The sequence below is a fragment of the Paraconexibacter algicola genome, assembly GCF_003044185.1.
Lineage (GTDB): Bacteria > Actinomycetota > Thermoleophilia > Solirubrobacterales > Solirubrobacteraceae > Paraconexibacter > Paraconexibacter algicola.
On record NZ_PYYB01000003.1, the window covers coordinates 209,783 to 235,744 of the forward strand.

19 protein-coding genes are annotated in these 25,962 nt (G+C 72.2%); 5 read left to right on the forward strand and 14 right to left on the reverse strand.

The features are described from left to right. Nucleotides 1-22: 22 nt before the first annotated feature. From C7Y72_RS18070 to C7Y72_RS18090, 5 genes are read right to left on the reverse strand one after another with little or no spacing between them, the layout of a single operon-like run. A complete protein-coding gene (locus C7Y72_RS18070; protein WP_107570595.1) occupies nucleotides 23-1,678 on the reverse strand; it encodes a sensor histidine kinase in 1,656 nt (551 codons plus the stop codon). Nucleotides 1,679-1,704: 26 nt separating this feature from the next. Further along, nucleotides 1,705-3,336, reverse strand: a complete 1,632-nt coding sequence (gene cydC, locus C7Y72_RS18075) for a thiol reductant ABC exporter subunit CydC (RefSeq protein ID WP_107570596.1) — start codon at nucleotides 3,334-3,336, stop codon at nucleotides 1,705-1,707. Then, a complete protein-coding gene (gene cydD, locus C7Y72_RS18080) occupies nucleotides 3,333-5,042 on the reverse strand; it encodes a thiol reductant ABC exporter subunit CydD (RefSeq protein WP_107570597.1) in 1,710 nt (569 codons plus the stop codon). The genes cydC and cydD overlap by 4 nt, the downstream gene beginning before the upstream one ends. After that, nucleotides 5,042-6,088 (reverse strand): cytochrome d ubiquinol oxidase subunit II, encoded by a 1,047-nt coding sequence (cydB, locus tag C7Y72_RS18085; protein WP_107570598.1) that lies wholly within the window; start codon nucleotides 6,086-6,088, stop codon nucleotides 5,042-5,044. Before cydB ends, cydD begins: the two co-directional genes overlap by 1 nt. A 37-nt stretch (nucleotides 6,089-6,125) precedes the next feature. Next, nucleotides 6,126-7,532 (reverse strand): cytochrome ubiquinol oxidase subunit I, encoded by a 1,407-nt coding sequence (locus tag C7Y72_RS18090; RefSeq protein WP_107570599.1) that lies wholly within the window; start codon nucleotides 7,530-7,532, stop codon nucleotides 6,126-6,128. Between the two features lie 195 nt (nucleotides 7,533-7,727). Between C7Y72_RS18090 and C7Y72_RS18095 the strand changes: the two genes are divergently transcribed. Together C7Y72_RS18095 and C7Y72_RS18100 are read left to right on the forward strand one after the other, a co-directional pair. Continuing rightward, nucleotides 7,728-8,423 (forward strand): response regulator, encoded by a 696-nt coding sequence (locus tag C7Y72_RS18095; protein WP_107570600.1) that lies wholly within the window; start codon nucleotides 7,728-7,730, stop codon nucleotides 8,421-8,423. A gap of 45 nt (nucleotides 8,424-8,468) precedes the next feature. Beyond that, on the forward strand, nucleotides 8,469-10,751 hold the full coding sequence (locus C7Y72_RS18100) for an alpha-N-acetylglucosaminidase (RefSeq protein WP_146175443.1): 2,283 nt from the start codon (nucleotides 8,469-8,471) through the stop codon (nucleotides 10,749-10,751). A gap of 14 nt (nucleotides 10,752-10,765) precedes the next feature. On the opposite strand, the gene C7Y72_RS23475 is transcribed toward C7Y72_RS18100, so the two are convergent. After that, nucleotides 10,766-11,926 carry a Y-family DNA polymerase gene (locus C7Y72_RS23475; RefSeq protein WP_158276923.1) on the reverse strand — a complete coding sequence of 387 codons (1,161 nt, stop codon included), beginning with the start codon at nucleotides 11,924-11,926 and terminating at the stop codon, nucleotides 10,766-10,768. 84 nt (nucleotides 11,927-12,010) lie between these two features. Here C7Y72_RS23475 and C7Y72_RS23480 point away from each other — a divergent pair, with 84 nt between their 5' ends. Beyond that, complete coding sequence (locus tag C7Y72_RS23480; RefSeq protein ID WP_158276924.1) at nucleotides 12,011-12,772, forward strand: hypothetical protein; 762 nt, start codon at nucleotides 12,011-12,013, stop codon at nucleotides 12,770-12,772. Between the two features lie 25 nt (nucleotides 12,773-12,797). Here the strand turns inward: C7Y72_RS23480 and C7Y72_RS18115 are convergent, their stop codons facing one another. The 5 genes from C7Y72_RS18115 to C7Y72_RS18135 form a co-directional block, all read right to left on the reverse strand. After that, nucleotides 12,798-14,267, reverse strand: a complete 1,470-nt coding sequence (locus tag C7Y72_RS18115) for an MFS transporter (protein ID WP_233243927.1) — start codon at nucleotides 14,265-14,267, stop codon at nucleotides 12,798-12,800. Between the two features lie 51 nt (nucleotides 14,268-14,318). Next, nucleotides 14,319-15,434 (reverse strand): AAA family ATPase, encoded by a 1,116-nt coding sequence (locus C7Y72_RS18120; protein ID WP_107570604.1) that lies wholly within the window; start codon nucleotides 15,432-15,434, stop codon nucleotides 14,319-14,321. A gap of 53 nt (nucleotides 15,435-15,487) precedes the next feature. Further along, nucleotides 15,488-16,198, reverse strand: a complete 711-nt coding sequence (locus tag C7Y72_RS18125) for a hypothetical protein (RefSeq protein ID WP_107570605.1) — start codon at nucleotides 16,196-16,198, stop codon at nucleotides 15,488-15,490. Between the two features lie 68 nt (nucleotides 16,199-16,266). Next, on the reverse strand, nucleotides 16,267-17,694 hold the full coding sequence (locus C7Y72_RS18130; protein ID WP_158276925.1) for an SGNH/GDSL hydrolase family protein: 1,428 nt from the start codon (nucleotides 17,692-17,694) through the stop codon (nucleotides 16,267-16,269). Between the two features lie 154 nt (nucleotides 17,695-17,848). Next, the gene (locus tag C7Y72_RS18135) at nucleotides 17,849-18,757 is read right to left on the reverse strand and encodes a phosphorothioated DNA-binding restriction endonuclease (protein ID WP_107570607.1); all 909 of its coding nucleotides are present in this window, start codon (nucleotides 18,755-18,757) and stop codon (nucleotides 17,849-17,851) included. 838 nt (nucleotides 18,758-19,595) lie between these two features. Here C7Y72_RS18135 and C7Y72_RS18140 point away from each other — a divergent pair. Both C7Y72_RS18140 and C7Y72_RS18145 read left to right on the forward strand, forming a co-directional pair. After that, nucleotides 19,596-20,741 (forward strand): hypothetical protein, encoded by a 1,146-nt coding sequence (locus C7Y72_RS18140; RefSeq protein WP_107570608.1) that lies wholly within the window; start codon nucleotides 19,596-19,598, stop codon nucleotides 20,739-20,741. 201 nt (nucleotides 20,742-20,942) lie between these two features. Beyond that, on the forward strand, nucleotides 20,943-23,360 hold the full coding sequence (locus C7Y72_RS18145) for a hypothetical protein (protein ID WP_107570609.1): 2,418 nt from the start codon (nucleotides 20,943-20,945) through the stop codon (nucleotides 23,358-23,360). A gap of 329 nt (nucleotides 23,361-23,689) precedes the next feature. Here C7Y72_RS18145 and C7Y72_RS18150 read toward each other — a convergent pair whose 3' ends face one another. The 3 genes from C7Y72_RS18150 to C7Y72_RS18160 are packed head-to-tail and all read right to left on the reverse strand — an operon-like array spanning nucleotide 23,690 to nucleotide 25,705. After that, nucleotides 23,690-25,069, reverse strand: coding sequence for an SAP domain-containing protein (locus C7Y72_RS18150; RefSeq protein WP_107570610.1), 1,380 nt, complete (start codon nucleotides 25,067-25,069; stop codon nucleotides 23,690-23,692). Then, entirely contained in the window at nucleotides 25,062-25,373 is a 312-nt protein-coding gene (locus C7Y72_RS18155) for a hypothetical protein (protein WP_107570611.1), read from the reverse strand. Before C7Y72_RS18155 ends, C7Y72_RS18150 begins: the two co-directional genes overlap by 8 nt. Nucleotides 25,374-25,417: 44 nt before the next feature. Continuing rightward, on the reverse strand, nucleotides 25,418-25,705 hold the full coding sequence (locus C7Y72_RS18160) for a hypothetical protein (protein WP_158276926.1): 288 nt from the start codon (nucleotides 25,703-25,705) through the stop codon (nucleotides 25,418-25,420). Between the last annotated feature and the right edge of the window lie 257 nt (nucleotides 25,706-25,962).

The following is a 25,962-nucleotide window of genomic DNA, read 5'->3' on the forward strand; positions in this document are numbered from 1 at the left end:
ACCCCCTCCGGGCGCCGGGCGCTCAGTCCAGTGGCAGTGTGGCGGTCACGGTCGTGCCGGCCGCCCCGGAGCGGATCCGCACCGCGCCGCCCGCCAGGGCGGCCCGCTCGCGCATGCCCGCCAGGCCGAAGCCGCCGGGCCGCTCGGCGACGCCGCCCACGCCGTCGTCGCCGACGGTGACGACGAGCCGGTCGTCGACGCGGTCGATGCCGAGCGTCACGTGCGTGGCGCGCGCGTGCTTGGCGACGTTGCTGAGCGCCTCCTGCGCGATGCGGTAGGCGACCGTCTCGATCTCGGGCTCGATGCGCGCCTCCCCCAGCGACTCGGTGAGCGCGACCGCGAGGCCGTGGTCGGCGGCGGTGCGGTCCAGCAGCGTGCGCAGCGCGGCGACGAGTCCGAGCTCGTCCAGGGCGGCGGGCCGCAGGTCGCTGATGATCGCGCGCAGCGCCGCGATGTCCCCGTCGAGGCGGTCCATGGCGAGCGCCAGGACCTCGCGCGAGCGCTCCCCCTCGGTGCGGGACGCGGCGGTCAGCGCGAGCTTGAGCGACGCCATGCCCTGCAGCGTCTCGTCGTGGAGCTCGCGCGCCCACCGCGCGCGCTCGCGCTCGGCCCCGGCGATGGTGTCGCGCAGGCGCTGCGCCTCGACGCTGCGGGCGGTCGCGACCGCGCTCGCCGCGCTCGCCGCGAACGACTGCAGGGCGCGCTCGTCGTCGCGGGCGAACGTCGCCGTGTCCCCCAGCCGGTCGAACGCGGCGAGCAGCCCGAAGGACCGGCCGCGGTGCACGAGCGGCACGAGCAGCGCGCTGCGCGCGTCGGCCATCCCGAACGCGGCGGGGCTCACGCGCAGCCCGGTGCGCACGTCGTCGATGCGCACGGGCCGCCCGTCGCGGATGACCTGCCCGGAGGTGGAGCCCTCCAGCGGGATCGCCGCGTCCGGCGGGACGCGGGCGCTGCCGTCGCTGGCGGCGATCCGCAGGTCGGGCCCGTCCTGCAGCCAGATCAGCAGCGCGTCCGCGTCGACGAGCGCGCGGGCGCGCCGGGCGATCAGCTCCAGCAGCGCCTTGAGGTCGGTCTCGCCGCCGAGCGCGAGCGCGACGTCGATCGTCGCCTCCAGGCGGCCGACCGCGGCCTGCAGCGAGGCGCGCTGCTCGGCCGCCTCCCCGTAGAGCCTGGCGTTGTGGACCGCGACCGCGGCCCACTCGGCGAGGACGACGACCGCCTCGACGTCGTCCTCGTCGAAGTCGTCGGCCCCGGTCTTCTCGGTCAGGTAGAGGTTGCCCCACGCCTCGCCGCGGATGAGGATCGGCACGCCGAGGAACGCGCGCATCGGCGGGTGGCCGGCGGGGAAGCCGAAGCTCCGCGGGTGCGCGGACACGTCGGCGAGGCGCAGCGGCTCGGGCCGGTCGATCAGCAGGCCGAGGATCCCCTGTCCGCGCGGGAGGTGCCCGATCGCCGCCTGCGTCTCGGCGCCGACCCCGGCGGTGACGAAGCGCGCGAGCGCGCGGCGGTCCTCGTCCAGGACGCCGATCGCCGCGTAGCGCGCCCCGGTCAGCTCGCGCGCGGTCGCGAGGATCCGCTCGAGCAGCGGCTCGAGCTCGAGCTCGGCGGTCAGCGACCGGCCGACCTCCAGGAGCCGGCCGAGCGCGGCCGCGCGGGCGTCGGGGCTGCGCGTGGGCATCGCGGGCAGGCTACCCCGGCGGCGGGTCAGCCGCCCGGGGTCAGGTGCACCTCGCGGTCGGCGAGCGCGAGCTCCTCGGGGCGGTGGGTGACGAGGAGGACGCCGCGGGTGGGGTCGGCGTCGGCGACGGCGGTGAGCGCGGCGAGCGCGTCCGCCCGCGGGAGCTGGCTGGCGGGCTCGTCGAGGACGACGAGGCGGCCGCCGCCGAGCAGGGCGCGCGCGAGGCCGATCCGCTGGCGCTCGCCGCCGGAGGCGTGCTCGCCGAGCTCGCCCAGGCGCGTGTGGATGCCGCGCGGCAGCCGGTCGAGCCACGGTCCGGCGCCGACCGCGCGCAGCGCGGCCTCGACGGTGGCGTCGTCGGCGTCGGGGGCCGCGACGCGGACGTTCGCGGCGATCGTCGTCGGGAAGACGTGCGGGTCCTGCGGCGCCCAGCGGACCGTGCGTCGCAGCGCGGCGCCGTCGGCACGGGTGACGTCCGCCCCGCCGACCGTCACGGCACCACTCGCGGGGTCGGGGTCGACGAAGCCGAGGAGCACGTCGACGAGCGTCGACTTGCCGCACCCGGACGGCCCGGTGAGCGCGACGCGCTCGCCGGCGGCGACGTCGAGGTCGACGCCGTCGAGGATCGTCCGGCCGCCGCGGGAGAGCCGCAGGTCGCGGACGTGGACGCTCCCGTCGGCAGGGTGCTCGTCGCCCGTTCGCGGCGGCGCGTCGGGCACCAGGGCGGCGAGTCGCTGCGCGGCGGTCGCCACCTCGCGGCGGGCGACGAGGACGTCGGGCAGGCCGCCGAGCACCTCGGTGGCGCCGAGTCCGAGGAGCGCGAGCGCCGCGACGAGGACGCCGTCGAGGCGGCCGTCGGCCGCGGCGGGCAGCGCGACGGCCAGCAGCGCCGCGAGGGTCCAGGCGCCCGCGGCGATGGTCGTGGCGGTCCCCCCGGATGCCAGGCGCGCGGCCCGGCCGGCGAGCGCGTCGACCCGCGCGCCCGCGGCGGCGACCCGGGTCGTCTGCCGCCCGGCGGCCCCCCAGGCGACGAGCTCCGCCGACGCGTCGAGCGTCGTGACGAGCTCCTGCTGCAGCGCGGCGCGCGCGGCGGCCCGCGCGTCGGCGTCGAGCGCCGCGGCGCGCCCGGCGGGGACGGCGAGCAGGAGCGCCTGGAGGCCAAGGGCGGCGGCGAGCACGGGCCCCGCCGCGGGCAGCAGGAGCGTCGCGGCCAGGACGCACGCCCCGGCCGCGAGGGCGATCGAGCAGGCGGGCACGACGACGCGGACGGGCAGGTCCGCCAGCCGGTCGACGTCGGCGACGAGCCCGTCGAGGACGTCGGCGGACGTGCGCGTGCCGAGCCGGCCGGGCACGTGCGGCGTCAGCGCCTCGAACAGCGCGACCCGCTCGCGGCCCAGCCGTCCGAGCGCGAGGTCGTGCCCGACGAGCCGCTCGGCGTAGCGGGCGGCCGCGCGCAGGAGGCCGAAGAACCGCACGCCGACGATCGCCGCGCCGAGCGTCAGGATCGGCGGGGCCTGCGCGGCGCGGGCGAGCAGGAAGCCGGACAGCGCGAGCAGCGCGGGGCTCGCGAGCGTCGCCGCCGTCCCGAGCAGGACGGCGAGCGCGAGCCGGCGCCGGTCGTCGCGGTCGGCGTCGCGCCACCAGCCGCGCGCGGTCATGCGGCCACCGCCCGCGCGCGGGAGGCGACGCGCCCGGCGTCGAGCCGGACCGTGACGGTCGCGATCGGGAGCAGCTGCGGCTCGTGCGTGACGAGCACGGCGGTGCGGCCCTCGACGATGCGGGCGAGGGTGTCGCGGACGAGCGCGGCCGTCACGAGGTCGAGGTTCGCGGTCGGCTCGTCGGCGAGCACGAGCCACGGGTCGCGCAGGGCGACCCGGGCGAGCGCGAGCCGGCGGCGCTCCCCGGCGCTCACCGCCACCCCGCCCTCCCCCAGGCGCGCGTCGAGCCCGCCGGGCAGGGCGTGCGCCCACGTGGCGAGCCCCGCGTCGCGCAGGGCACCCCACAGGGCGGCGTCGTCGGCGTCGCCGCGAGCGAGCCGCAGGTTCTCGGCGAGCGTCGCGGGCAGCACGGCGGGCCGCTGGGGCATCCAGGCGATCCCCGCCCGCCAGGCGTCCGGGTCGAGGTCCTGCAGGTCGGTCGGCCCGCAGCGCACCCGCCCGGCGTGCAGCGGCTGCAGGCCCAGCAGGACGCGCAGCAGCGTCGACTTGCCGCTGCCGCTGGGCCCGACGACGGCGGCGATCTCGCCACGGCGCAGCTCGAGGTCCAGGCCACGCAGGACGTCGCGGTCCGCCCCGTCGGGCCGCACGACCGCGCTCTCGACGCGCACGACGGCCCGCTCGGCGTGCCCGGGGACGGCACGGCCGGGCGGGCGCTCCTCCCCCGTCGTGCCGAGGACGGCGAGCAGCCGGGTCAGCGTCGCGCGGGCGTCGGCGGCCGCGTGGTACTCGACGCCGGCGCGGCGCAGCGGCCCGTAGATCTCCGGGGCGAGCAGCAGGACGGTCAGCGCGGGCGCGAACGCGAGGCTGCCGTCGACCAGGCGCACCCCCGCGACGACCGCGACCAGCGCGGTGCCGAGCATCGCGACGAACTCGAGCGCGAAGCTGCTGACGAACGCGCTGCGCAGCGTCTGCATCGTCGCCGTGCGGTACGCGCGGCCGGCCCGGTGGAGCTGCTCGGACTGGACGTGCTCGCGTCCGACGCTGCGCAGCAACGGCAGGCCGCGGACGACATCGAGCAGGTGGGCGCCGAGGAGGGACAGCGCGGCGGATCGCTCCTGCGCGACGCGGCGCGCGTCACCGCCCGCGAGGACGAGGAAGAGGATCAGCAGCGGCAGCGTCGGGGCGAGCAGCGCGGCGCTCAGCGGGTCGAGCACCGCGATCGCGGTCAGCGCGACGACGGGGACGGTGACGGCCAGCGCCATCTGCGGCAGGACCCGGCCGGCCCAGCGCTCGACCGCGTCGCCGCCCTGGACGAGCAGCACGCCGAGCTCGCCCGCACGCCGCGCACCGCGATCGGCCGCCCCGGCGCGGAGCGTCGCGCCGACGATCCGGGCGCGCAGGTCGGCCATCGCGGCGCCGCCGGCGCGGCGGCCGCGGATCTCCGCGAGCGCGGTGAGCGCGGCGCGGGCGAGCACCGCGCCCACGAGCGCGGCGATCGCGCCGCGGGCGGTCGACCAGTCGCGCCCGGCGAGTCCGGCGTCGACCGCGGCGGCGAGCGCGGCCGCCTGCACGACGATCGCCGCGGCGATCGGCAGCGCGAGCGCGCCGGCCAGGACGGCCTGCCGGCGCAGCGCCGGGATCGCCGCGAACAGCGACGGCTCGCGCGGCCCGTCGGTGACGCCGCTGCGTGTCCGTGTGAGGCGCATCACGCCACGCCGCCCGCGCGGCGGTCCAGGAGGTCCAGCGGGGTGCGGACGTCCCCGGTGCCCTCGGGTCGCACGCGCGCGCGGAAGACCCAGTAGGTCCAGCCCTGGTAGAGCAGGACCACCGGGGTCATCACGGCGGCGACCACGGTCATCACGGTGAGCGTGCGGTCGGTCGAGGCGGCCGCCTGCATCGTCAGGTCGGGGCCGGGCCCGGAGGACACCATGACGTCCGGGAACAGGGTGGCGAAGAGGAGCACGACGGCGCCCGCGATCGCGACGGTCGTGAGCGCGAACGCGCGTCCCTCCCGGCCGGCGCGGTGCGCGGGCAGGACGGCGAGCAGCGCGAGCGCGGCGGCCGCGGTGCCGCCCACCGCGAGCGGGCGCACGACCTGCGCGTCGGCGAGCGTCCAGACCGCGAAGCCCGCGACGACGAGCACGGTCGGCGCCCACATCCGGGTGGCGAGCGCCGTGGCGCGGTCCCGCACCGGGCCCTCGGTGCGCAGCGCGAGGAAGTGCGCGCCGTGCAGGCAGAACAGCGACAGGGTCGTCAGCCCGCCGAGGACGGTGTACGGCCGCAGGAGGTCCAGGACGTTCCCGGCGAACGAGCCGTCGGCCGCGAGCGGGCTGCCGCCGACGATGTTCGCGAACGCCACCCCCCACAGGACCGCGGGCAGCGCGCTCGACACGACGATCGCGGCGTCCCAGCGCCGACGCCAGGCCGGGTCGTCGTGCTTGTTGCGGTACTCGAGCGCCATGATCCGCACGATCAGCGCGACGAGGATCACGGTCAGCGCCAGGTAGTAGCCGCTGAACAGCGTCGCGTACCACTCGGGGAACGCGGCGAAGGTCGCGCCGCCCGCGACGAGCAGCCAGACCTCGTTGCCGTCCCAGACCGGGCCGATCGTCCGCAGCGCCTGCGCGCGCTCGGCGGGCGTGCGACCGACGAGGTGCAGCAGCGTGCCGACCCCGAAGTCGAACCCCTCGAGGATCAGGTAGCCGGCCCAGAGGACGGCGATGAGGACGAACCAGACGTCGACGAGGCTCATGGTGCGGGGCGCTTTCGGGTCGGGGCGGCGGACGGGGTCAGTAGACGAGGGCGGGCAGCAGCGCCTCGCCGTCGGCGGTGGCGCCGACCGGCTGCGGGGCGGGGTCGGGGCCGCGCCGGGCGACGCGGGTGAACAGCCGCAGCTCGATCACGGCGAGCGCCGCGTAGAGCAGCGTGAAGGTGACGAGCGACGCGAGCAGGGTCGTGGCGGGCAGCGGCGACACGGCGTCCTGCGTGCGCAGCAGGCCCTGCACGATCCACGGCTGGCGGCCCATCTCGGTGAACATCCACCCGGCCGTGTTGGCGATCAGCGGCGCGAAGATCGCGGCGATCGCGGCGCGCGCGAACCAGCGTCCGGGCTCGCGGCCCCGGCGGCCGAGCCACAGGCCGGCGGCGGCGAGGGCGGCGAGCAGGACGCCGGTGCCGATCATGATCCGGAACGACCAGTAGGTCGCGGCGAGCACGGGCACGTAGTCGCCCGGCCCGTAGCGCTGCTCGTACTGCGCCTGCAGCTCGTCGATGCCCTGGACGCGCCCGCTGAAGCTGTTGGTCGCCATGAACGACAGCAGCCGCGGCACCTCGATGTTGAACGCGAGCTCCTCGGGGGACTTCTCGAATCCGCCGATTGCCAGCAGCGACAGGCCGGCGCGGTCCGAGGACTCGTAGAGCGCCTCGGCGGCGGCCATCTTCATCGGCTGCACGCGGGTCATCCACTGGCCGAAGAAGTGCCCGACGACCATCGTGGCGAGCGCGGCGACGAGCGTCGTGCGCAGCCCCCAGGTCAGGGAGGTGCGGAAGAACGCGGCGTCGTGGTCGGGGCGGCGGGCGCGGTGCCAGGCGCTGATGCCCAGGAGGATCGCCCCGGCGGTCGCCAGCGACGCGGTGAGCGTGTGGCCGTAGGCGAACAGCGCCGTGCGGTTGGTGAGCACGTCGACGATCGAGGTGAGCTCGGCGCGGCCGCTGACCGGGTTGACCGCGGAGCCGACGGGCCGCTGCATCCAGGCGTTGGCGGCGAGGATGAAGTACGCGGACAGGTTGGTGCCGAGGAAGACCGCCCAGATCGTGCCGAGGTGGATGCGCGCGGGGAGGCGGTCCCAGCCGAAGATCCACAGGCCCAGGAACGTCGACTCGAGGAAGAACGCGGCGAGGCCCTCGATCGCCAGCGGCGCGCCGAACACGTCCCCGACGAAGCGCGAGTACTCGCTCCACGCCATCCCGAACTGGAACTCCTGCACGATGCCGGTGGCGACGCCGAGCGCGAAGTTGATCAGCAGCAGCGTGCCCCAGAAGCGCGTCATGCGCAGGTAGCGCTCGTCCCCCGTGCGGTACCAGCGGGTCTGCATGAGCGCGACGAGGCCGCTGAGGCCGATCGTGATCGGCACGAGCAGGAAGTGGTAGACGGTCGTGATGCCGAACTGCCAGCGGGCGAGGTCGAGGGCGTCCATGCCGTGGATCCTGCGCCGCCGGTCGCGAGCGCTCTTCCGGTCGGTGCCGCAGGCCTGCGGCGGGGAACTACGGAGCGGGCGTCCGGGGTTCGGACGGGCCGGTGCGGCCCGCAGGCGTCGATCCGTAGTTCGCCGCACCCCGGTCGCGGGGTTCCCCCGGACGACCGGGGCGCGGCGCGGCGCCAGACTCGGGCCGTGTCGTCGCCCTCTCCCAGCCATCCGCCCTGGACGGTCGTTCTCGCCGACGACCACGCGGTGGTGCGCGACGGCCTGCGGCTCCTGCTGGAGGGCGAGCCCGGCATCGTCGTCGTCGCCGAGGCCCAGACCGCCTCCTCCGCGGTCGCGGCCGTGGCGCAGCACCATCCGGCGGTGCTCGTGCTCGACGTGACGATGCCGGGCGGCTCGAGCCTCGACCGCCTGCCCGACCTGCGCGCCGCGTCGCCGCACACGGTGATCGTGATGCTGACGATGCAGGCCGAGCCCGAGTACGCGCGGCGGGCGCTGCGCGACGGGGCGCAGGGCTACGTGCTGAAGGAGGCGGCGGGCGTCGAGCTGCTCGCCGCGATCGACACAGCGCTGCGCGGCGGCACCTACCTGAGCCCGAGCCTCGGGGCGCGCCTGGCCGCCACCCCGGACCGGCCGGACGCCGAGGCGCACGGGCTGAGCGCGCGCGAGCTCGACGTGCTGCGGCTGCTGGTGCTCGGCCACACGAACGCGGAGATCGCGCTCGCGCTGTCGCTGAGCCGGCGCACGGTCGAGACGCACCGGGCGAGCCTGCACGGCAAGCTCGGCGTCAGCACCCGCGCGGGCCTCGTGCAGTGGTCGATGCGCCACGGCGTGCATCCGCTCGACACCGCCGTGCCGCGGGCGACGGTCCGCGCGCTGCCCTGAGCGGCGGGGTTGCACCGCGTTCCTGCCCTTCGGCAGACTCGGGGAGTGAGGGGATCACGGGGTCGGGTCGCGCTGCTGGTGGTGGCGCTGACGGTGGGCACGGCGGACGTGGCGCGGGCCGCGACGCCCGAGCGCGCGTGCACCGCCACGCGCGCCGCCGGGGACGGGCCGGGCACCGCGGCGGTGCGGGCCGCGGTCCGGCGCATGGTGCCGCGGCTGGCGTCGTGCCTGACGCTGCGGCTCACCCCGGCCCGCGCGGACGGGCTCGACGCGCTGTCGGTGCGCGCGTCCCGCGGCCGGGTGCTGCTGCGCGGCAGCTCGCGGGTCGCGCTGGTCCGCGCGGTGCGCGTGTACGTCGAGGACGTGCTGCGCGGGGAGCTCTCGCGCGAGGCGCGACGCGTCCCGTCCCGGGCGCTGCTCCCCCGTCGGCCGCTGCGCCGCACGAGCCCGTACCGGGTCCGATACACGAACAACTTCACGGTCGCCGGCTACACGACCCCGTACTGGTCGTGGGCGGAGTGGGAGCGCGAGCTCGATCACCTCGCCTACAGCGGCATCAACGCGGCGCTGGTGATGGTCGGGCAGGAGCTCGCCTACTACCGGACGCTGCGCGAGTTCGGCTACGACGACCGCGAGGCGCGCGACTGGCTCGTCCTCCCCGCGCACCAGCCGTGGCAGTGGCTGGGCAACCACATGGAGTTCGGTCCCGCCCCGTCGATGTCGCTGATGGAACGGCGCGCGGAGCTCGGCCGGCGGATCGTGCGGCGCATGCACGAGCTGGGCATCGACCCGGTGATCCCCGGGTTCGCGGGCACCGTGCCGTGGGACTACGTGGTCCGCAACCCGGGCTCGGTCGCGATCCCGCAGATCTACCTGGCGGGACCGTCGGCGCCGATGCTCGACCCGAGCACGCCCGGGTACGCGGCGTTCGCCTCGCGGCTGTACGTGCACCAGAACGAGCTGTTCGGGCGGATCGACTCGCGCACGGTCAACGTCTTCCACGAGGAATCCACGCCGATCGCGCTGGGCGGCGCGGCCGCCGTGGCCCGCACGATCGAGCGGACGCTGCGCGACGCGTCCCCCGACTATCGCTGGTACCTGGAGGGCTGGAAGACGGTGCCGGGCCTCGTGTTCCCCGAGCAGCGCGGCGACCTGTTCGAGACGCCGCCGCAGGCGGTGCTCGACGTCGCCGACCGCTCCAGGCTGATGGTCGTCGACCTCACCGGCGAGGCGTGGAAGCACCGTGACGGGTACGGCGGCGCGCCGTGGCTGCGCGGCGTGCTGACGAACTTCGGGGGCCGCCGCCCCCTGTACGGCCCGCTGACGCAGTACGCGGAGCAGATCCCGCGGACCGCGGCCGACCCGGCCCGCGGCGCGTTCTCGGGCGTGGCGATCACCCCGGAGGGGTTCGACACCAACCCGGTCGTGTGGTCGTTCCTGGCCGATCTCGCGTGGCGCGAGGGCCCGGTGGACGCGGGCGCGTGGATGCGCGCGCGCGTGCGCAACCGCTACGGGCGCGACGACCCCGACGCGCAGGCGGCGTGGGCGACGATCCTGCGCACCGCGTACGGGCGCGACAACGGGCAGTCGGGCGCCTACGGCGGGGCGGACTCGCTGCTGAACGCGCGGCCGTCGCTGACCGCGGTCCGGTCGGGCAGCGCCGCGCCGAACGTCCTGCAGTACGACCCGGCGGAGCTCGAGGGCGCGTGGCGGCGGCTGCTGGCGGCCGCGCCGCGACTGGCCCGGACGGCGACCTACCGCTACGACCTCGTGGACGTGACGCGGCAGGTGCTCGCCAACCGCGCCCGCGTGCTGCTCCCCCGCCTGAACGCCGCGTACGCCGCGCGCGACCGGGCGGCGTTCGACCGGCTGAGCGCCGCGTACCTGGAGCTGTTCGACCTGCAGGAGCGGCTGCTGGCGACGAGCGACGGCTTCCTCCTGGGCCCGTGGATCGCGGCCGCACGCTCGTGGGCCGAGAGCGACGCGGAGGCGGCGGACCTCGAGTTCGACGCGCGCTCGATCCTCACGATCTGGGCGCAGCGCGCGGGCAGCGTGTTCGACAACGTGCGGATCGACGACTACGCCAACCGCGACTGGGCGGGGATGACCGGCGGCTACTACCGGCCGCGCTGGGCCGCCTACCTGCAGGCTCTGTCGGCGGAGCTCGCGAAGCCGCTGCCGGCCGACCAGGCGACGGTCACCTCCCGGTTCGACTGGTGGGCGATCGGCGAGCGGTTCTCGCGCGACCGCACCGCGTTCCCGACGCGCCCGCAGGGCGACCCGGTCGCCGCGGCGCGCGCGGTCGAGCGGGCACTGCGCACGGGCTGACCGGGGCGCACCGCTCAGGCCTCGTCGAGCGGGAGCTGCAGCTGCGCGGAGCCGCCGGCGTCCTGGGCGCCGGCGAGCTCGCGCTCGCGCTGCTCGACGTGCTCGAAGGCGCCGAGCCGCACGCCGAGCAGGCGGACCGGGTCGTCGGGGCGGTGCTGCTCCCAGAGGGCGAGCGCCTCGGCGGTGATGCGTGCGGGGTCGTCGGTGTAGTCGGGGAGCGTGGTGGCGCGCGTGAACGTGTGCCAGTCCCCGGTGCGGATCTTGACGGCGACGTTGCGGCCGCGGAAGGCGCGTCGCCGGGCGGCCTGCGCGACCTCGACGGCCATCTTCTCGACCTGGTCGCGAAGGGGTGCGGACTCGTCGCTGTCGGGCGGCACGTCCTGCGGGAAGGTGTGCTCGCTGCTGATGCTCTTGCGCTGGCGCACGGGCTGCAGCGGCACGTCGACGGTGAGGTCGGCGACGCGCGCGAGCCAGCGCCCGCGGCTCTCGCCGAACGTGGCGACGAGCGCGTCGGGGTCGGCGCGTGCGAGGTCGGCGAGCGTGACGAAGCCCTGGGCGGCGAGCGTCTCGGCGGCCTTCGGGCCGATCCCGGGGACGATGCGCAGCTCGCGGTCGGCGAGCCGCTCGAGCGCCTGCTCGCGAGAGAGCACGACGAACGCGGCGGGCTTCTCGAGGTCGGAGCTGATCTTCGAGATCAGCCGTGAGGGCGAGACCCCGGCCGACAGCTGGATGCCGGTGGTCTCGCGGACCTCGGCGATGACCGCGCGCAGGAACGCCAGAGGCCGGTCGACCTGCACGAGCTCGGCGTACGCCTCATCGATCCCGGCCTGCTCGAGGTGCGCGATCGGCCCGTCCTCCTCGCTGTCGTACACGGCGCCGGCGTCGAGGAGCCGTCGGCGCACGAGGTCCCAGACGGCGCGGGAGGTGCGGGTGTAGAGCTCGCGGTCGGGCGGGATGACGACGGCGTCGGGGCAGAGCCGCAGCGCGCGGCTCATCGGCATCGCGCTGCCGACGCCGAAGCGACGGGCGGGATAGGAGGCGGTGGTGACGATCGAGCGGGGCCCGCTGCCGCCGACGACGACCGGGCGGCCCTTCAGCGACGGGTCGAGCAGCTCGTGGCACGTCGCGTAGAACGCGTCGGCGTCGAGGTGCGCGATGACGCGACGGACGGGCACGGCGTCGTCGAGGCTACCGGCGGTGCCGGGCGGCCCCGGGCGACCCGGTGTCGCGCAGCAGCTGTCGCAGGTAGGCTCACGCGCATGCCGACGCGCCAGTTCGTCCTGCCCGCCCTCTGCGCCACCGGAGCGCTGGCGCTCCTGCCGGCCGCCGCGCCGGCCGCGATCGGCGTCCGGGCGGCCCCGTCGTGCGTCAAGCCGGGCGCGATCACGACCATCACCGCGCAGTACGGCCCGGTCGGCCCGACCCAGCAGACCCGCCAGCAGGCGCGCACGATCATCGTGCCGAACGTGTACGCGGCGTCGGGGACCAGCGGCGGGCTGCGCCCCGCGAACGCGGTGACGTTCCCGTTCGCACCCGTCACCTACGCGCCGTCGGCGACGTTCCCCGGCGGCTTCGACCCGTCGTTCACGCAGCAGGTCCAGCTGCCGGCGGCGACGAGCTACGGCAAGCTCCCGGTGCTCTCCTACGACACGCGCGTCGAGGCGTTCGACGCGGCGGGCACGACCTCCTACGGCTTCGACGGCCGCACCACGACCATCGAGGTCGACGTCCCGCGCGTGATCCCGACCAGCACGCGCGTCCGCCAGGGCGAGTCGGTGAGCGTGCTCGCGGTCGGCTACGGCGCCCTGCGCAAGGGCTACCTGCACGTGGTCGGGTCGAACGGCAAGCGCCTGCGGCGCGTCGAGGTGCCCTCCTCCCCCGCGGGCAGCTGCGGGCGCCGGCTGGTGTTCGTGAGCTTCAAGGGCGCCCGGCGCGGCAGCTACCGGATCGTGCTGAACACGAGCCCGACGAGCCGCAGCGCGGCGGGCGGCGCCAGCACGACGGTCCGCGTCACCCGGTAGGGCGCGCGGCGGCGAGGGGCTTCCCCTACGCGGCCTCGACCGCCGGGCCGGCGACGGGTGCGGGGCCGGCGGCGCGCGGGAGCACGAACGCGGCGACGAGCAGCCCGATCCCGAACAGCACGGCGCCCGCGGTGAACGCGACGGTGTAGCCGTGGATCTCGGCGGCGCGCGCGAGGTCGGGCGCGGGCGCGCGGCCCTGCGCGTAGTCCTTGGCGGCGTTGGCGAAGATCGTCGAGAGGACGGCGGTGCCGACCGCGCCGCCGACCTGCTGGCAGGTGTTGACCATCGCGGACGCGACCCCGGCCTCGTAGCGGGCGACCCCGAGCGTGGCGGTCGCGAACGACGGCGCGAAGATGCACGGCATGCCGACCCCGAGCAGCATCAGGCCGGGCAGGACGTCGGCGGCGTAGGTGGAGTCGGGGTCGAGCTGCGCGAAGAACAGCAGCATCGCGAGCGCGCCGAGCGTCATGCCGGTCATGACCAGCGGCCGGACGCCGACGCGCGGCAGGATCTTCGTCTGGATGGTCGGGGCCATCACGAAGATCAGGGCGGTCATCGGCAGGAACGCGACGCCGGTCTTCAGCGGCGAGTAGCCGAGGTCGTTCTGGAGGAAGAACGTGAGGAACAGGAAGACGCCGAAGACGCTGGAGCCGGCGATGATGATCGCCGAGTAGGCGCCGCCGCGGGCGCGGTCCCAGACGATGTGCAGCGGCAGCAGCGGCTGGGCGACGCGGCGCTGGCTGAGCACGAACGCGGTGAGCAGCACGACTGCGGCGGCGAGCGAGACGATCGTGATCGTGGCGGTCCACGAGTCGGTCTCGGCCTTGCTGAACCCGAAGACGAGCGCGAACAGGCCGGTGCAGGCGAGCGCGACGCCGACGACGTCGATCCGCGGGCGCTGCGGGTTGGCCTCGTTGACGATCAGCCGGGCGGCGAGCACGGCGGCGGGCAGCGCGATGACGAGGTTGACGTACAGGCACCAGCGCCACGAGAGCGCGTCGGTGAGCGCGCCGCCGAGCAGCAGGCCGACCGACGCCCCGGCGGTCGCGACCGCGGCGAAGATGCCGAACGCCTTGGGCCGCTCGGGCGAGTCGGCGAACGTGACGGTGAGGATCGAGAGCGCCGACGGGGCGAGCAGCGCGCCGAACACGCCCTGCAGGGCGCGGGCGGCGACGAGCACCCCGAAGGACGGGGCGAGGCCGCCGAGGACGGAGGCGACGCTGAAGCCGACGAGGCCGCCGACGAACGTCCACTTGCGCCCGAAGATGTCGCCGATCTTGCCGCCGACGAGCAGCAGCGAGCCGAACGCCAGCGCGTAGGCGGTGACGATCCACTGCCGGTTGCCGGTGGAGAACCCGAGGTCCTCTTGGGCGCTGGGGAGCGCGATGTTCACGATCGTCGAGTCGAGGACGACCATGAGCTGCGCGACCCCGATCAGGCCGAGGATCGCCCAGCGTCGTGCGTGCTGCTGGTCGTGTGCGGGTGCGTCTGACACCCCGCGAGCATACGCGGGCGCATGTCCGGGCCCTGCGCGGACGGTCGCGGATCAGGCCTCGGGGTCGCGCAGGATCCAGTGCGGCATGAGCGGGTCGACGAACCGCACGGCGCTCCCCTCCCCCGTCCGCTCGAGGATCGCGGCGTCGACGAGCACGTCGCGCGCCCCCGCCTGCGACCCCTTCCCCAGGCCGGTGCGCTGCAGCGCCGCGGTGGTGAGCAGGCGGTCGTGCCCGTGGGCGACGGCGCCGAGGATGCGCCGCTGGTGGCCGGTGAGCGACCGCCAGGTCTGCTCGAGCCCGTCGGCGGCCTCGGCGACGGCGGCGGCGAGCGCGGCGGTCACGGGGTCCGGGGCGTCGGGCGGCTGCTCGAAGAGCATGTGGGCGAGCAGCATCGCGCGCTGCGGGTGCCCGGCGCTGAGCTGCACGAGCGCGTCGACCCACTCGACGAGGTCGGGCCGGCCGGCCTGCTCGAGCGTGCCGGCGACGAGGTCGCCGAGCTCGGTGGCGGGGAGCGGGCCGAGGGTCATGGAGCGGGCCTGGTCGAACAGCGGGCGGCGGCGGTCGCCGAACAGCGCGGCCATCATCGACGGCTGCGATCCGGCGAAGACGTAGGAGGCGACCTGGAGGTGGTGCTGCAGGTGGCTGCGCAGGACGCCGTCGAGGTCGTCGCCGACGGTGAGGAGGTCCTGGAACTCGTCGAAGATGACGAGCGACCGCTGGCCGGTGCGGGCGTGCACGAGCGCGGGCAGCTCGAGCACCTCGTGCAGCGCGGCGAGCGCGTCCCCCGTCCCGCCGCGCGCGGCGACCGTGACGGACGCGGACCCGATGCCCGGCAGCCCGGCCTGCACCTGGGCGCTGAGGCGGGAGCGCAGGTGCCGCCAGACGCCGGCGCTGAGCCGGTGCTCGTAGGCGCGCGCGACGCGGATCGCGACGTCCTGCAGGCTGGTGACGCGCGACAGGTCGATGTACGCAGGCACGAGGTCGTGCGCGCTCCACGCCACGTCGGCGAGGTTCTGCAGCAGCGTCGTCTTCCCGTAGCGGCGCGGGGCCGCGAGCCGGACGGACTGCCCGCCCTGCACGAGCGCGATGAGCCGCTCGAGCTGCTCGGCGCGACCGACCGCGCGGTCGGCGGGCAGCGGACGGTCGAAGACGAACGGGTTGACCACGGGTACAGTCTAACCGTACCCAGAGGTACGGCCGATCCGAACCTCCTTCGCGTTCAGCGCTGCGTGACGCGGACGGTCAGCGTCTTCTTGATCTTGACGTCGCCGAGGTCCTGCACGAGGTAGGTACGGCTCGCGGTGAACGACCGGGCGGTGATCGCCCCTCCGCGGGTGAACGCGAACGGCACCGTGCCGGCGACGATCTGCGCGCAGCGCGTGCGGTCCTTCGGCAGGAACTTCACGCCGACCTGGTTGCCGACGTACTGGGCGATCGAGAGGAGGAACGGGCCGGGGACCGGGACGCCGGTGAGGCCGCTGACGGTCTTCCAGATCTGGCTGGAGCGGCACTGGATCGCCCGGACGCGCAGCGATCCCCCGCGGATCTCCAGCGGCGAGATGCCGTAGCCGGTGGCGCCGAAGGGCACGGAGTCCCCGGAGAAGTTCGCGTAGGCCGGGGACAGGGAGGCCGGGTCCAGGACGCGCCAGCGGCCGCCGGAGCGGCAGGTCGCGACGCGCAGCGCGAGCGTGCCCATCGACAACCGCGAGATCTTGTGGTTGCTCGTGCGCGGCATCCCGCCGCTGCTGTAGCTCTCGGAGAAGCGGTCCTCGGTGAGCTGGCCGACGAGCGTGCGGGACTGCCCCTCGACGACCTTCGAGCACCCGGCGGCCTGCGCCGTCGCGGGAGCCTGCGCCCCGGCGAGCATCGCCGCGCCGGTGACGGCGAGGACGGCGGGACGGAGAGCGCGACGGGTGTCGGAGATCGGCATGACCCGACCCTCGCGCGCGGCGAGGGCCGGGTCGAGGGGCCTCTCAGAGATCTCTCACATCCCGGGGCTCAGCCGAAGTACTGCGGGGCGACCTGGCGCAGCCGGGCGGCGATGGCCTGGTGACCGAGATCGTTCGGGTGGAACGACGCGTCCTTGTCCAAGGAGTCGACGTGCACGCCGTTCAGCCAGTCGACCGAGCCCTTGTTGCAGGCGGGGTGGTCCTGAAAGGTCCGCGTGAGGTCGACGTAGCGGAAGCCGCGTCGCTGCCCGATCGCTCGCCTGATGGTCCGGTTCATCGTGAGGACCGCGCGCAGGAGGACCGGGCCGTCCTCACGGGAGAGCGCACCGCAGCCCTCGATGCGGGTCGGGTGGACGACGCGCGGGTACCCGAGGACGTAGACCTTGGCGTTTGGCGCCTTGCGACGGACCGCCGTGTACAGCGTGGCCAGGTCGCGACGGACTCGCGTGACGGCGGAGCGCTGGGTCTCCTGGTTGACGGCTGCGTAGCAGGGGGTGCCGCCGGGAAACAGGCACGACTTCGCGATCCGCTCGAAGTTGAAGTCGTTGCCGCCGGCGGTGAGCGTCACCACGCGGGTCCCGCTGTCGAGCGCGTCGAGCTGCTTGGCCAGGACGTCCTTGGAGGTCGCTCCGGCGCAGGCCTGGAAGTAGAAGTCGCTGGTGACGATGCCCTGCTTCAGCCCGCCGCGCAGCTGCCCGAAGAACGCGCCAGGTGACTGCTTGCAGCCGCTGGTCTGGGCGGCGTCGGTCCCGAGGCCGGAGGAGTAGGAGTCCCCGATCGCCGCGTAGGTGCGGATCGGCTGCGGCTGGGTCACGCAGCGCTTCAGGCCGGCCGGGACGCCGTCCTGCCAGCGGTTGACGGCGTCGGCCGGGACGAAGCCGCGGCCGCGCCCGCGCGGGTTGGCGTAGAACCACAGGCCGCCCGTGTGGGTCACCGCGCAGCCCAGCGCGGTCCACGACTTGGCCGGCAGCGTCGTCGCGACCGGCGCGCCGCCGGGACGGTCGAGCAGCTGGACGTCACGCGTGACGCGGTACTCCTTGCGCGGCCCCCAGGGCTGCTTGAACCAGACGTGCCCGGCGCCGGGGTCGGCACAGGACGGCACGCCCTGCAGTCGCCCGTCGGTGTAGGTCTTGATCGCGTTGTCGATCACCCAGCCGACGCCGGGGATGTGGGTCCAGAGCCGGCTTCCGGACTGCGTGTTCGCGTAGAGCTGGCAGTCGATGGTGAACCAGCTGTCCTTCTGCGGGTAGGAGTACGGGTCGGAGCGCGCGTTGAGCTCCGTGTACGCGGTCGTGTTGCGAACGATCCGGTATGTCAGGTTCGGTCCCCAGGGCTTGAGGACCGTCACGTGCGTGGGGTCCGGTCCAGGAGCGGGGGTGCTCGGCCCCTCGCCTGGAGCGGGCTTGGCGGCCGCCAGGCCCGGCAGGCCGAGCGCGAGGATGGTCAGGAGGAGGATGGGCGCAAGAAGTCGTCGCATGTGCGACATCCTGTAATTCAGCGCGACGCGTGTCGCGCCGTTCTCAGGAGTTCTCACCGGGGCCTCATGGTGCTCTCACGAACGCTGGACAGTGCGTCGCATGTGGGGCACCGCGGGGTCGACCGGGTGGCGGTCGGGGCCGGGTCGGCGAGCGTCATGCCGCGCGCGCAGGAGCGCGGAAGACCTGCGCGCGGTGCCAGTCGGCGTGGTCGGGACGGATCGGCGGGTTGCCGGGTTGCGGTCGCCCGAGTGGCCGTCCGGCGAGCGCGTGGAGACCGTCGGCGACACCGGTCGATCCTGAGATGTGCTGGGAGACGAGCAGCCGGTACTCGTCGTCGATCGACAGGGCGCCGCGGTCGAGGGCGAGGTGGTGCAGCGCGCACAGGCAGAGGCCGTTGTCGAGCTCGTCCGGTCCGCCGTGCGTGTGCCACAGCACGTGCGCAGCCTCGAGTCCGAACGCGTCGGAGCCCAGGTAGGCGTTCCAGCCGCAGGCCGCGCACCGGTGCTCGTATGCGACGAGCACTCGGTGACGAAACGCCCGATCGCGTTTGCGCTTGCGCACCTCCGCGACGGTCGCGGCGGCCGCGAGATCGAGCCCGACGGCGCTCGCGATCGGGTCGTGCAGCGATGGCTCGAAGTGCCGATCGAGGACGGCGTGCGCCGCGAGACGCACGAGCTCCGGGTCGTCGCGGAGTGCGCGGTCGAACTCCTCCACGAACCCGCCCCACCCGGCGGCCCGCAGGGCGGTGACCCCGGGACGCCTGCTGCTCGGCCCCGTGTCGAACTCCTCGACCGCAGGCACGTCCCAGAGCCCGTCGGTCCGGAGGTGCCAGAACGGGTACCGCGGCTCGGTGGGACGCGGCGGGCCGAAGCCGTCGAGCAACTCCTGCAGCGGGCCCTCGGCCTCCGCGAACGCCACGAGCCGCGGCTCCCCCGCCTGCACCCGCGCCAGCGCGTACAGCAACAACAGGGGCTTGTGCGGCGCCCGCATCCCGTCGCGCTCCGCGACCCGGAGCGCCTGCAGGCGATCCAGCAACTCCCCGCGTACCTGATCCTCGGGCATCACGGGTGACGCTAACCGAGGCGGTGCGCTGCAGCGAGCAGTCGCAAGGCCGGCATCCGCCGAAGTCCCAGGATCCGACCGCCCTCGCAGTTGTTCCGACGAAAGACGAGCGCTTGCGCCCGGCTGTCCCCCTCAGCAGGTCCGAAACCCCGGTACCTCCGAGGCTTTCGGCAAGTCGGGGCGACAGAATTTGAACCTGCGACCGTCCGGCCCCCAGCGCCCTCTGGAGTGTTCCGCTGAGTGAGAAACCCAGCGTTCATGGGCTCTGACGTTACCTGAGTTCGTCTGAGTTCGGGGTCCATTCGCTCACTTTGGACCCCGAATTGGACCCCGTGGGGTACGCGTGTGCGCCCCAGCTATTGCGACGAGATGCCTGTCGGAGCCCATACGCCCGCGCACGACCGGCCGACGGGAGCCAAAACGACCGACCCGTTCCTCAGAACCTGGGCTCACCGTCCGAGAGCGGGGGCGTATTCAATGGGAGAGCACGCCGGCGGGACGCGGGCATGCACGGCCGGTGTCGAGTCTGAGGCGGCCGGGCTCGGAGCACTTCAGTGGCCGGTGGATGCCGCGAGCCTCTTCCCAGACCGGATGGTCACGCAACGAAACCGGAGACCTGGTCTCAAGCTCTCTGAGCATGACGCTGCCCCGCCTCTCACCGCCGTGGTTGCGTGACCCCCAACCCTGGGCCTTAGGCTGCTCAGATGGGCCCCTCGCTCGCCGATCCTTCCGGGCGACAATCGTTGCCGCACCCGCGCCGTGCCTTGACCGATGCATCAGCGATTCCGCGCCACCTTCGGTTCGCGTCGCGCGGTCACAACGACATCTTGGAGTTCGTGTGAAGCCGGGCGCGGTCGGACTCGATCTGAAGGACGTTTCGGAGGCAGCGCTCAAGACGCGCTACTGCGCTCAGATGATGGCCGCCGGTTGCGTGCTCGCCTCGACGGCACCCGACGACTTCCGGCGCCGCGTCCTGGCGCGTCCGGTCCTTGTGTACTGCCACGAGTTCATCCGATGGGCGCGCCGGGCGAAAAACGAGCTGCGATCTGCGACCGGGGACCGCGAGACCGTAGGCCGTATCGCGCGGGCCCTCAACGACCTCGAGCAACGCGATTGGGGGGACTACGAGGAGATCCGCCACCGAATCGCCGCACACCGCCAAACGATCGCGCCCGATTCTGTAGACGCATTGACCGCGCGCGCCTCGATGTGGTCGGACCTTAGCGACGACGCCCTGCGAATCCTTGCTGAGGACGCGAGGGACATCTGGAACGACATCGCCGCCGTCAGCGGGGTACCGCGTCTTGAAAGCTTCCCGCCGATCGATCCTGCGCTGCAGACGGCAATCGATAGCCATGGATACGAACCGGTGCCGTCCGGGGTCGTCGTGGGCAGCGGTTCGTTCGACTCCACGAGACCTGACGCCGTGCTCGCCACTCAGGGCGGCGACCTCGGTGAGCAAAACCGGCAGCTGGTTGACGCGGTCCGCAACGTGCGCACACTCAGTCAGCTCTGGGCCGCCGTCAACGGCTACGAGCCATTCTGGCGCGTGGTCTTGGGCGCGACGGTCACCGAGACCTGCACGCTTCTAGACCTACTCTTCGAGGCACCGGTCACCGGCCTCGGGCATCAGCAACCAGCTCTGTTGGCCTTGCTCGAACGCGACCTGCCGTGCTCGCTAGCTATCAAGGTGCTCAGCGATGCTCGCGACAGCCTAGAAGTGTCGGCCCTGGCACACGTTCGCGACCTGCGCAACCGCGCTGGCGCCCATGTAGACGACAAGGCAGCGCTGCGCGAGATCTCCTCGCTCTTGGCAGGCTTCGAGCCAGACAAACTCAATACGGTCCTCGATGCGTGTTTCGCCGCGATCACGTCGGCCGCCAACGTGGAGCTTGCGCTCAGGCCCATCCTTCTCCACGACGCCGTCATGCCAGGCCTTTCGCAAGTAGACCGGCCCGAAACGCCTCCGTACGGGTCCGCTTAAGCGCCTCCTCGCAGATGCGGGGACAGGCCCCAGGACGCGCGGTCGACCGAGTCGAGTCAGGGGAACGAGCATCTCCGTGGCTCTGGGTCCGCGCACTCGCTCGGAGAGCCCGGCGACTGACAAACCTCCAGTCCTGGCATGAAAGGCCTCACGAGGCTCTCCACGGGCTTTCCCGTCCGTCTTCGTGGCTAACGTGGTGCGGTGACGATTGAGGATTACCAGCGAGCGGTAGACCAATTCGAATCGATCCGTCAGTGGTGGTCGGCGCAGGACGAGACCGATCAGAACGAGGCGACGACGCGCTTCCGGCTGATCGACGATCTCCTCACACGCGTCCTCGAATGGCCGCCTGAGCACATCGTCTGCGAAGACAGTCTCGGCCGCACGTTCGCGGATTACGTTCTCGGCTCGCCGACTCGACGCGTTGTGGTGGAAGCCAAACGGGAAGGCGTTAACTTCGCTATCCCGTTGACAGCTGAGTCGGGCGTCATGTCGCTCCGCGATGCGCGCAGGTTCTCCCCGGAACTAGCTGCGGCGATCGACCAAGTTGCGCGCTACGCGACCGACCGGGGAATCGCCGTGGCCGTCGCCACGAACGGGCACCAGTTTGTCGCGTTCCTTGCCAGTCGACAGGACGGAGTCGCCCCAGCGGATGGCAAGGCTCTACTTTTCTCCTCGCTCGACGCTGTGTCGTCGCAGTTCGCGCTCTTTTGGGAGTGCCTTTCGAGGGGTGGCGTCGAAGCCAACGCACTTGCGCGGGTTCTCGCCGCTTCCCCGCCTCCCCCGCCGCCGGCCAAACTCAGTACGCGCCTCCGCCTCTACCCAGGCTTCCGGACTCGTAATCGACTTCAAACCGACCTCAAGGTCTTGGGCGACCTCTTCCTCACCGATTACCTTGCAGCGCCCGAGATCGAGGAACTCTTCCTGCGCGAGTGCTACTCGACGAGCGACACACTGTCGGAGTACGCCACCGTTAGCCGCGAGGTCCTGGAGGCCCGCTACAGCGCCGCTCAGGATGCGGACGGCGCCGAGCTCCAGGCTGCTCGCGGCACAGATGCGATCAATCCCGAACTTGCGCGCGACGTGCTGACTGCGAGCCTTGGGCGACGTCCGCTCATTCTGCTGGGCGACGTCGGCGTCGGGAAGACGACGTTCATCAGACACTTCATCCGGATCGATGCACGCGAGCTCATGGAACGGTCCATTGTGCTCCACATCAACTTCGGGGACGAGCCCGCGCTCGCGAGCGACCTGAACGCCTATGTCATCGACCGGCTACAAGAGCAACTCGCCGACGCCGGCTTCGACCTTGAGGACGACAAGCTGCTTCGGCAGGTCTATTCGCACGATCTAAACCGCCTCACGAGAGGCATCTACGGCGGCCTCCGAAAGTCGGACCCGAAGGCATACGCGCTGAGGGAGCTCGGCCTGCTGGAGAAGAAGCTCGCCGAACCCGACAAGCATCTTCAGGCGATGCTCCGCCACATCGCCAAGTCGAAGAAGCAACAGATCATCATCTTCCTCGACAACATCGACCAGCGCGACTTCGAGTTCCAAGAGGAAGTGTTCTTGATCGGGCAGAGCCTTGCAGCCACCTGGCCCGCGACGGTCTTCCTCTCCCTTCGCCCTGAGACGTTCAACCGTTCGCGGGTGCATGGGTCGCTCACTGCGTACCAACCGAGGATCTTCACCATCGCGCCGCCAGCCGCGAAGACCGTCATCGACAAGCGGCTCGCCTTCAGCATCGCTCAACTTGGGGTGGCGAGCGAGTCTGAGGTCATTCCGCCCACGCTGGAGGCGCAAGCGGCCGCTCTTACGACCTACCTCGGGATTCTCCGCAACTCGTTCTCCATCAACAATGAGCTGATCGAGGCTGTCGACAACCTAGGCGGCGGAAACCTCCGCGCCACGCTCGATTTCGTCAACACGTTCGTCGGAAGCGGACATGTCGACACTGTCAAAATCTTCGGCATCCACGCCGACGACGGTCGCTACCGCGTTGCACTCCACGAGTTCTTGCGCGCCCTGCTGTTCGGCGACTACGAGCACTACAGCCCAGCGGCCTCCCCGATCCCCAACCTTCTAGACATCTCGTCGGACGACGGTCGTGAGCACTTCATCGTCCCGCTAATCCTTGCTCACGTCGAGCGCATCGGCGAGGTCGGTAGCCACGACGGATACGTGGATGTGCACGACATCCACGATGCGATGCAAGGCATGGGTTTCCGGGTCGAGCAGATCGAGTCCGCGCTTGAGCGGGCCGTCAATGGCAAGCTCCTGAGCCACCAGCCACGCGCGGCGCCAACTGACAGCAGACGGCTATACCGAATTACAACAGTCGGCGCCTACCTGTGGACGAAGCTCCTCGGACGCTTCACTTACCTGGATGCCATGATCGTCGACACCCCGATCGTAGATCCTTCGAGACGCCGCGAGATCAAGGACTGCCGTGCGATCGCGGACCGCCTCGATCGGGCCGAGATCTTCCAGAAGTACCTCGACGATTGCTGGGACCCGATCTGGGCGGAAGGCCAAGCGTTCGATTGGATGTCTGCCTCGACATCTCTTCAGCGAGACGTCGGGACCATTCGCCGGTCGATCAAGCTCAACAACCTCTAAGAGGGCTCGACACCCCTCGCGTGGACTGCCGCGGGCGAGATGAGGTGCCCCCGAAGCACTTACGTCGGGCAAGCGCGAATCCCCTTTTCGATCAACGTGCACCTTGAAACCCGTCGGTGACGCAGCACTTCGCGTCGCCCAACTGGACCAGGAGCTTGTGCAGCTCGCCGCATGGCATTTGAGGCTTGCGCAGCCATCGCCGACCCGGGTCCATGCGCTCTACTGCGCCTCGTCACCCGGGACCAGAGCACGACACCGACAGTCCAGCGCCTAGATCGCGCCTCGACGTGGGCGCGATCAGTCTTCACCGCGTGGCGCTCAGTGGTCAGTCAGGTTGTGACCATCGCGACCTGCGCCGCCCCAGACGCCCCCGGGCGGGCGAACAGATCAGCTATCGCCGGCGCATCGGCTAGGAGGCGACGATCGAGCAGCTTGCCTAGAAGATCGTGAGTTTCAGCGACATTGAGGGCAGGCGCCTCGATCGCGTTGGCCACAAGGTCTTCTAGCTCACGATGCAGCGTTGCAGCGACGTCAGGAGAGGTGCGCCCCAGACCAGTTGCCACAAGGACTGACTTGTTCTCGATTGCGATCCGGCACGGAAGTTCGAACTCTTGACCGTTGTCAACCACGATGCACGAGAACGCGATGGCAGACAGGACCTGACCAGTCGTGAGGTAGCGCGCGATCTGCGGTGTGTCCAGAACGTGGCGGCCCTTGAAGCGCGACGACTCGATCTGTGGCGTCTCAGCGCCGACGTGCGCCGCGGACGACCGCTCGCGTTCGAACGTCACCGCACCCACGTTGCCGACCAGCACTCGTGGGTGGAGGACTGCAGCTCGCACAACCTGGAGAAGCCAAGTCGTCGCCGGCGCGAGTCGCGCATCAGTCAGGTCAGGCCGCGACACCGGAAACAGCTTCTCAGCGGGACCGACGCGCGCCGCGAATTGGACAGCGCGGCCAGCGGCGCGGGACTCGTGCTCGCCTCGAGCATGGATGCGGAGGGTGGGCTCGCCGTTGCGGACCCAGATAACCACGTCCTGTTGCCGCTGGTCCGTGCGGAAGCCGTATGCACCGCGAGCCGCTGCCTGTAGCGGCTCCGCCTCGACCTCGTAACTCAGCAGCGAGCCGTCGATGCTGAAGTCAGGCCCGTGAGTATCAGCATCGCGGACGATGAACCACTCCGCGATACCGGTGCGGAAGTACGTCTGTTCGTAGTCCGCCAGTCGCGCGGCCCATTCGGCGGCGTCAAGGCTCTCTCCGACGGGAATCAGTCGCGATGTCAACCTCCGCGCGGAAGAATCGGGGTCTGCATACCGAACAATTAGCTCGGCGAGCTCCTGCTCGTTGGTCCCGAGGAACGCAACCAGCCGGTTCACGAGCTCCGCGCGGCTTCCGCGGTTACGGATGCCCAGATCCGCCGACAGCCGGGCGAGCTCGTCGACCTTCAGGCCCCCAAGTGCCGCCTTCGCGATCTCGCGCTCACGCTCGGCCGTCTCGATCGTCACCGTGGGGTCCAGCGGAGCGACAATCTGGATCTCTTGCTCGAAGAGCCCGCTCAATGCGGCGGCTGCTGCGCGCCGCGCCGTCTCAGCAGAGTTCGCGTCGTCGCCCGACATGATCTGCAGAAAGCGCTCAAGGGTCGAGTCGAACTCGTCAGGACGAACCTGATGCCGGGCGGATGAGGCGCGCTTTCTTTCGTGATTAGGCATGTGGCTGCCAACCCCCTCGATCAATGTATCCCTCAAGCGCCTGCATCGCCATCACACGATAGGCCAGCGCCTCGTTGTCGCGCCAGAACGTGATCTTGTCCGCGGGTGCCTTGTCGTGGATCCAGGCCCGTACTTGGAGCAGCGACGAGAGCGCTACAACGATCGCGTTGATGCAGGTTTCGTTGTCGCTGTCGAGTCCCTGCGCTTCCCAGTACGTGAGGCCGAGATTCAAGCGCTCCGTTACTACGTCGAGGACGGTCGCGTCGCGAACGAAGAATGCCTCGGGCTCGATGGCGTCACACATGGACGCCTCGAGCCCGGTTCGACGAATCGGTCGGGAAGGCGGCACTAATCCGAGGCGCCCTTCGCGATCTGTCGTGCCACCCAGGGAAGGCCGAACAGAACGACGAGTAGAACCCCGGCTTGGATCACTTCCAGCGCATTGCCTGGCTGCGTTGCGCTGCGCGCGAACAGGTCGAGCCACGCCGCCACGCCGCCGATTGAAAGGAGTACGGTCAGCCTCGTGCAACCGTCGGCCAAAATGCGGGCGTAGCCCGCGTCTTCGCCGGTCGTACGCGACCGCCAGATGGTTACGCCGACGGTCGACGCGGCCAGTAGCAACGCCTCGATGGACATGAAGAGCGCGAGCGCCTCTGTAGCTTGAAGACCCATGGGCTCAGCCGGGCAAGATACCGGGGGGTCAGGCGGCACCGGCGCTGGCGCTGCCTTGCACTTGGGGAGCCTCGTGCCGGTCGATCATCGGTGGCCGGCCTGCCGCGATGGCGACAGCCTAGGTTCCCGTGCGGCGCCCTACATCTTCGGACCCAGACCATCGCCCGTTTCGGGCCTCGGGTGGGTTCCTCTTACATCCGGGGGCCAAAGTGAAGTACGGA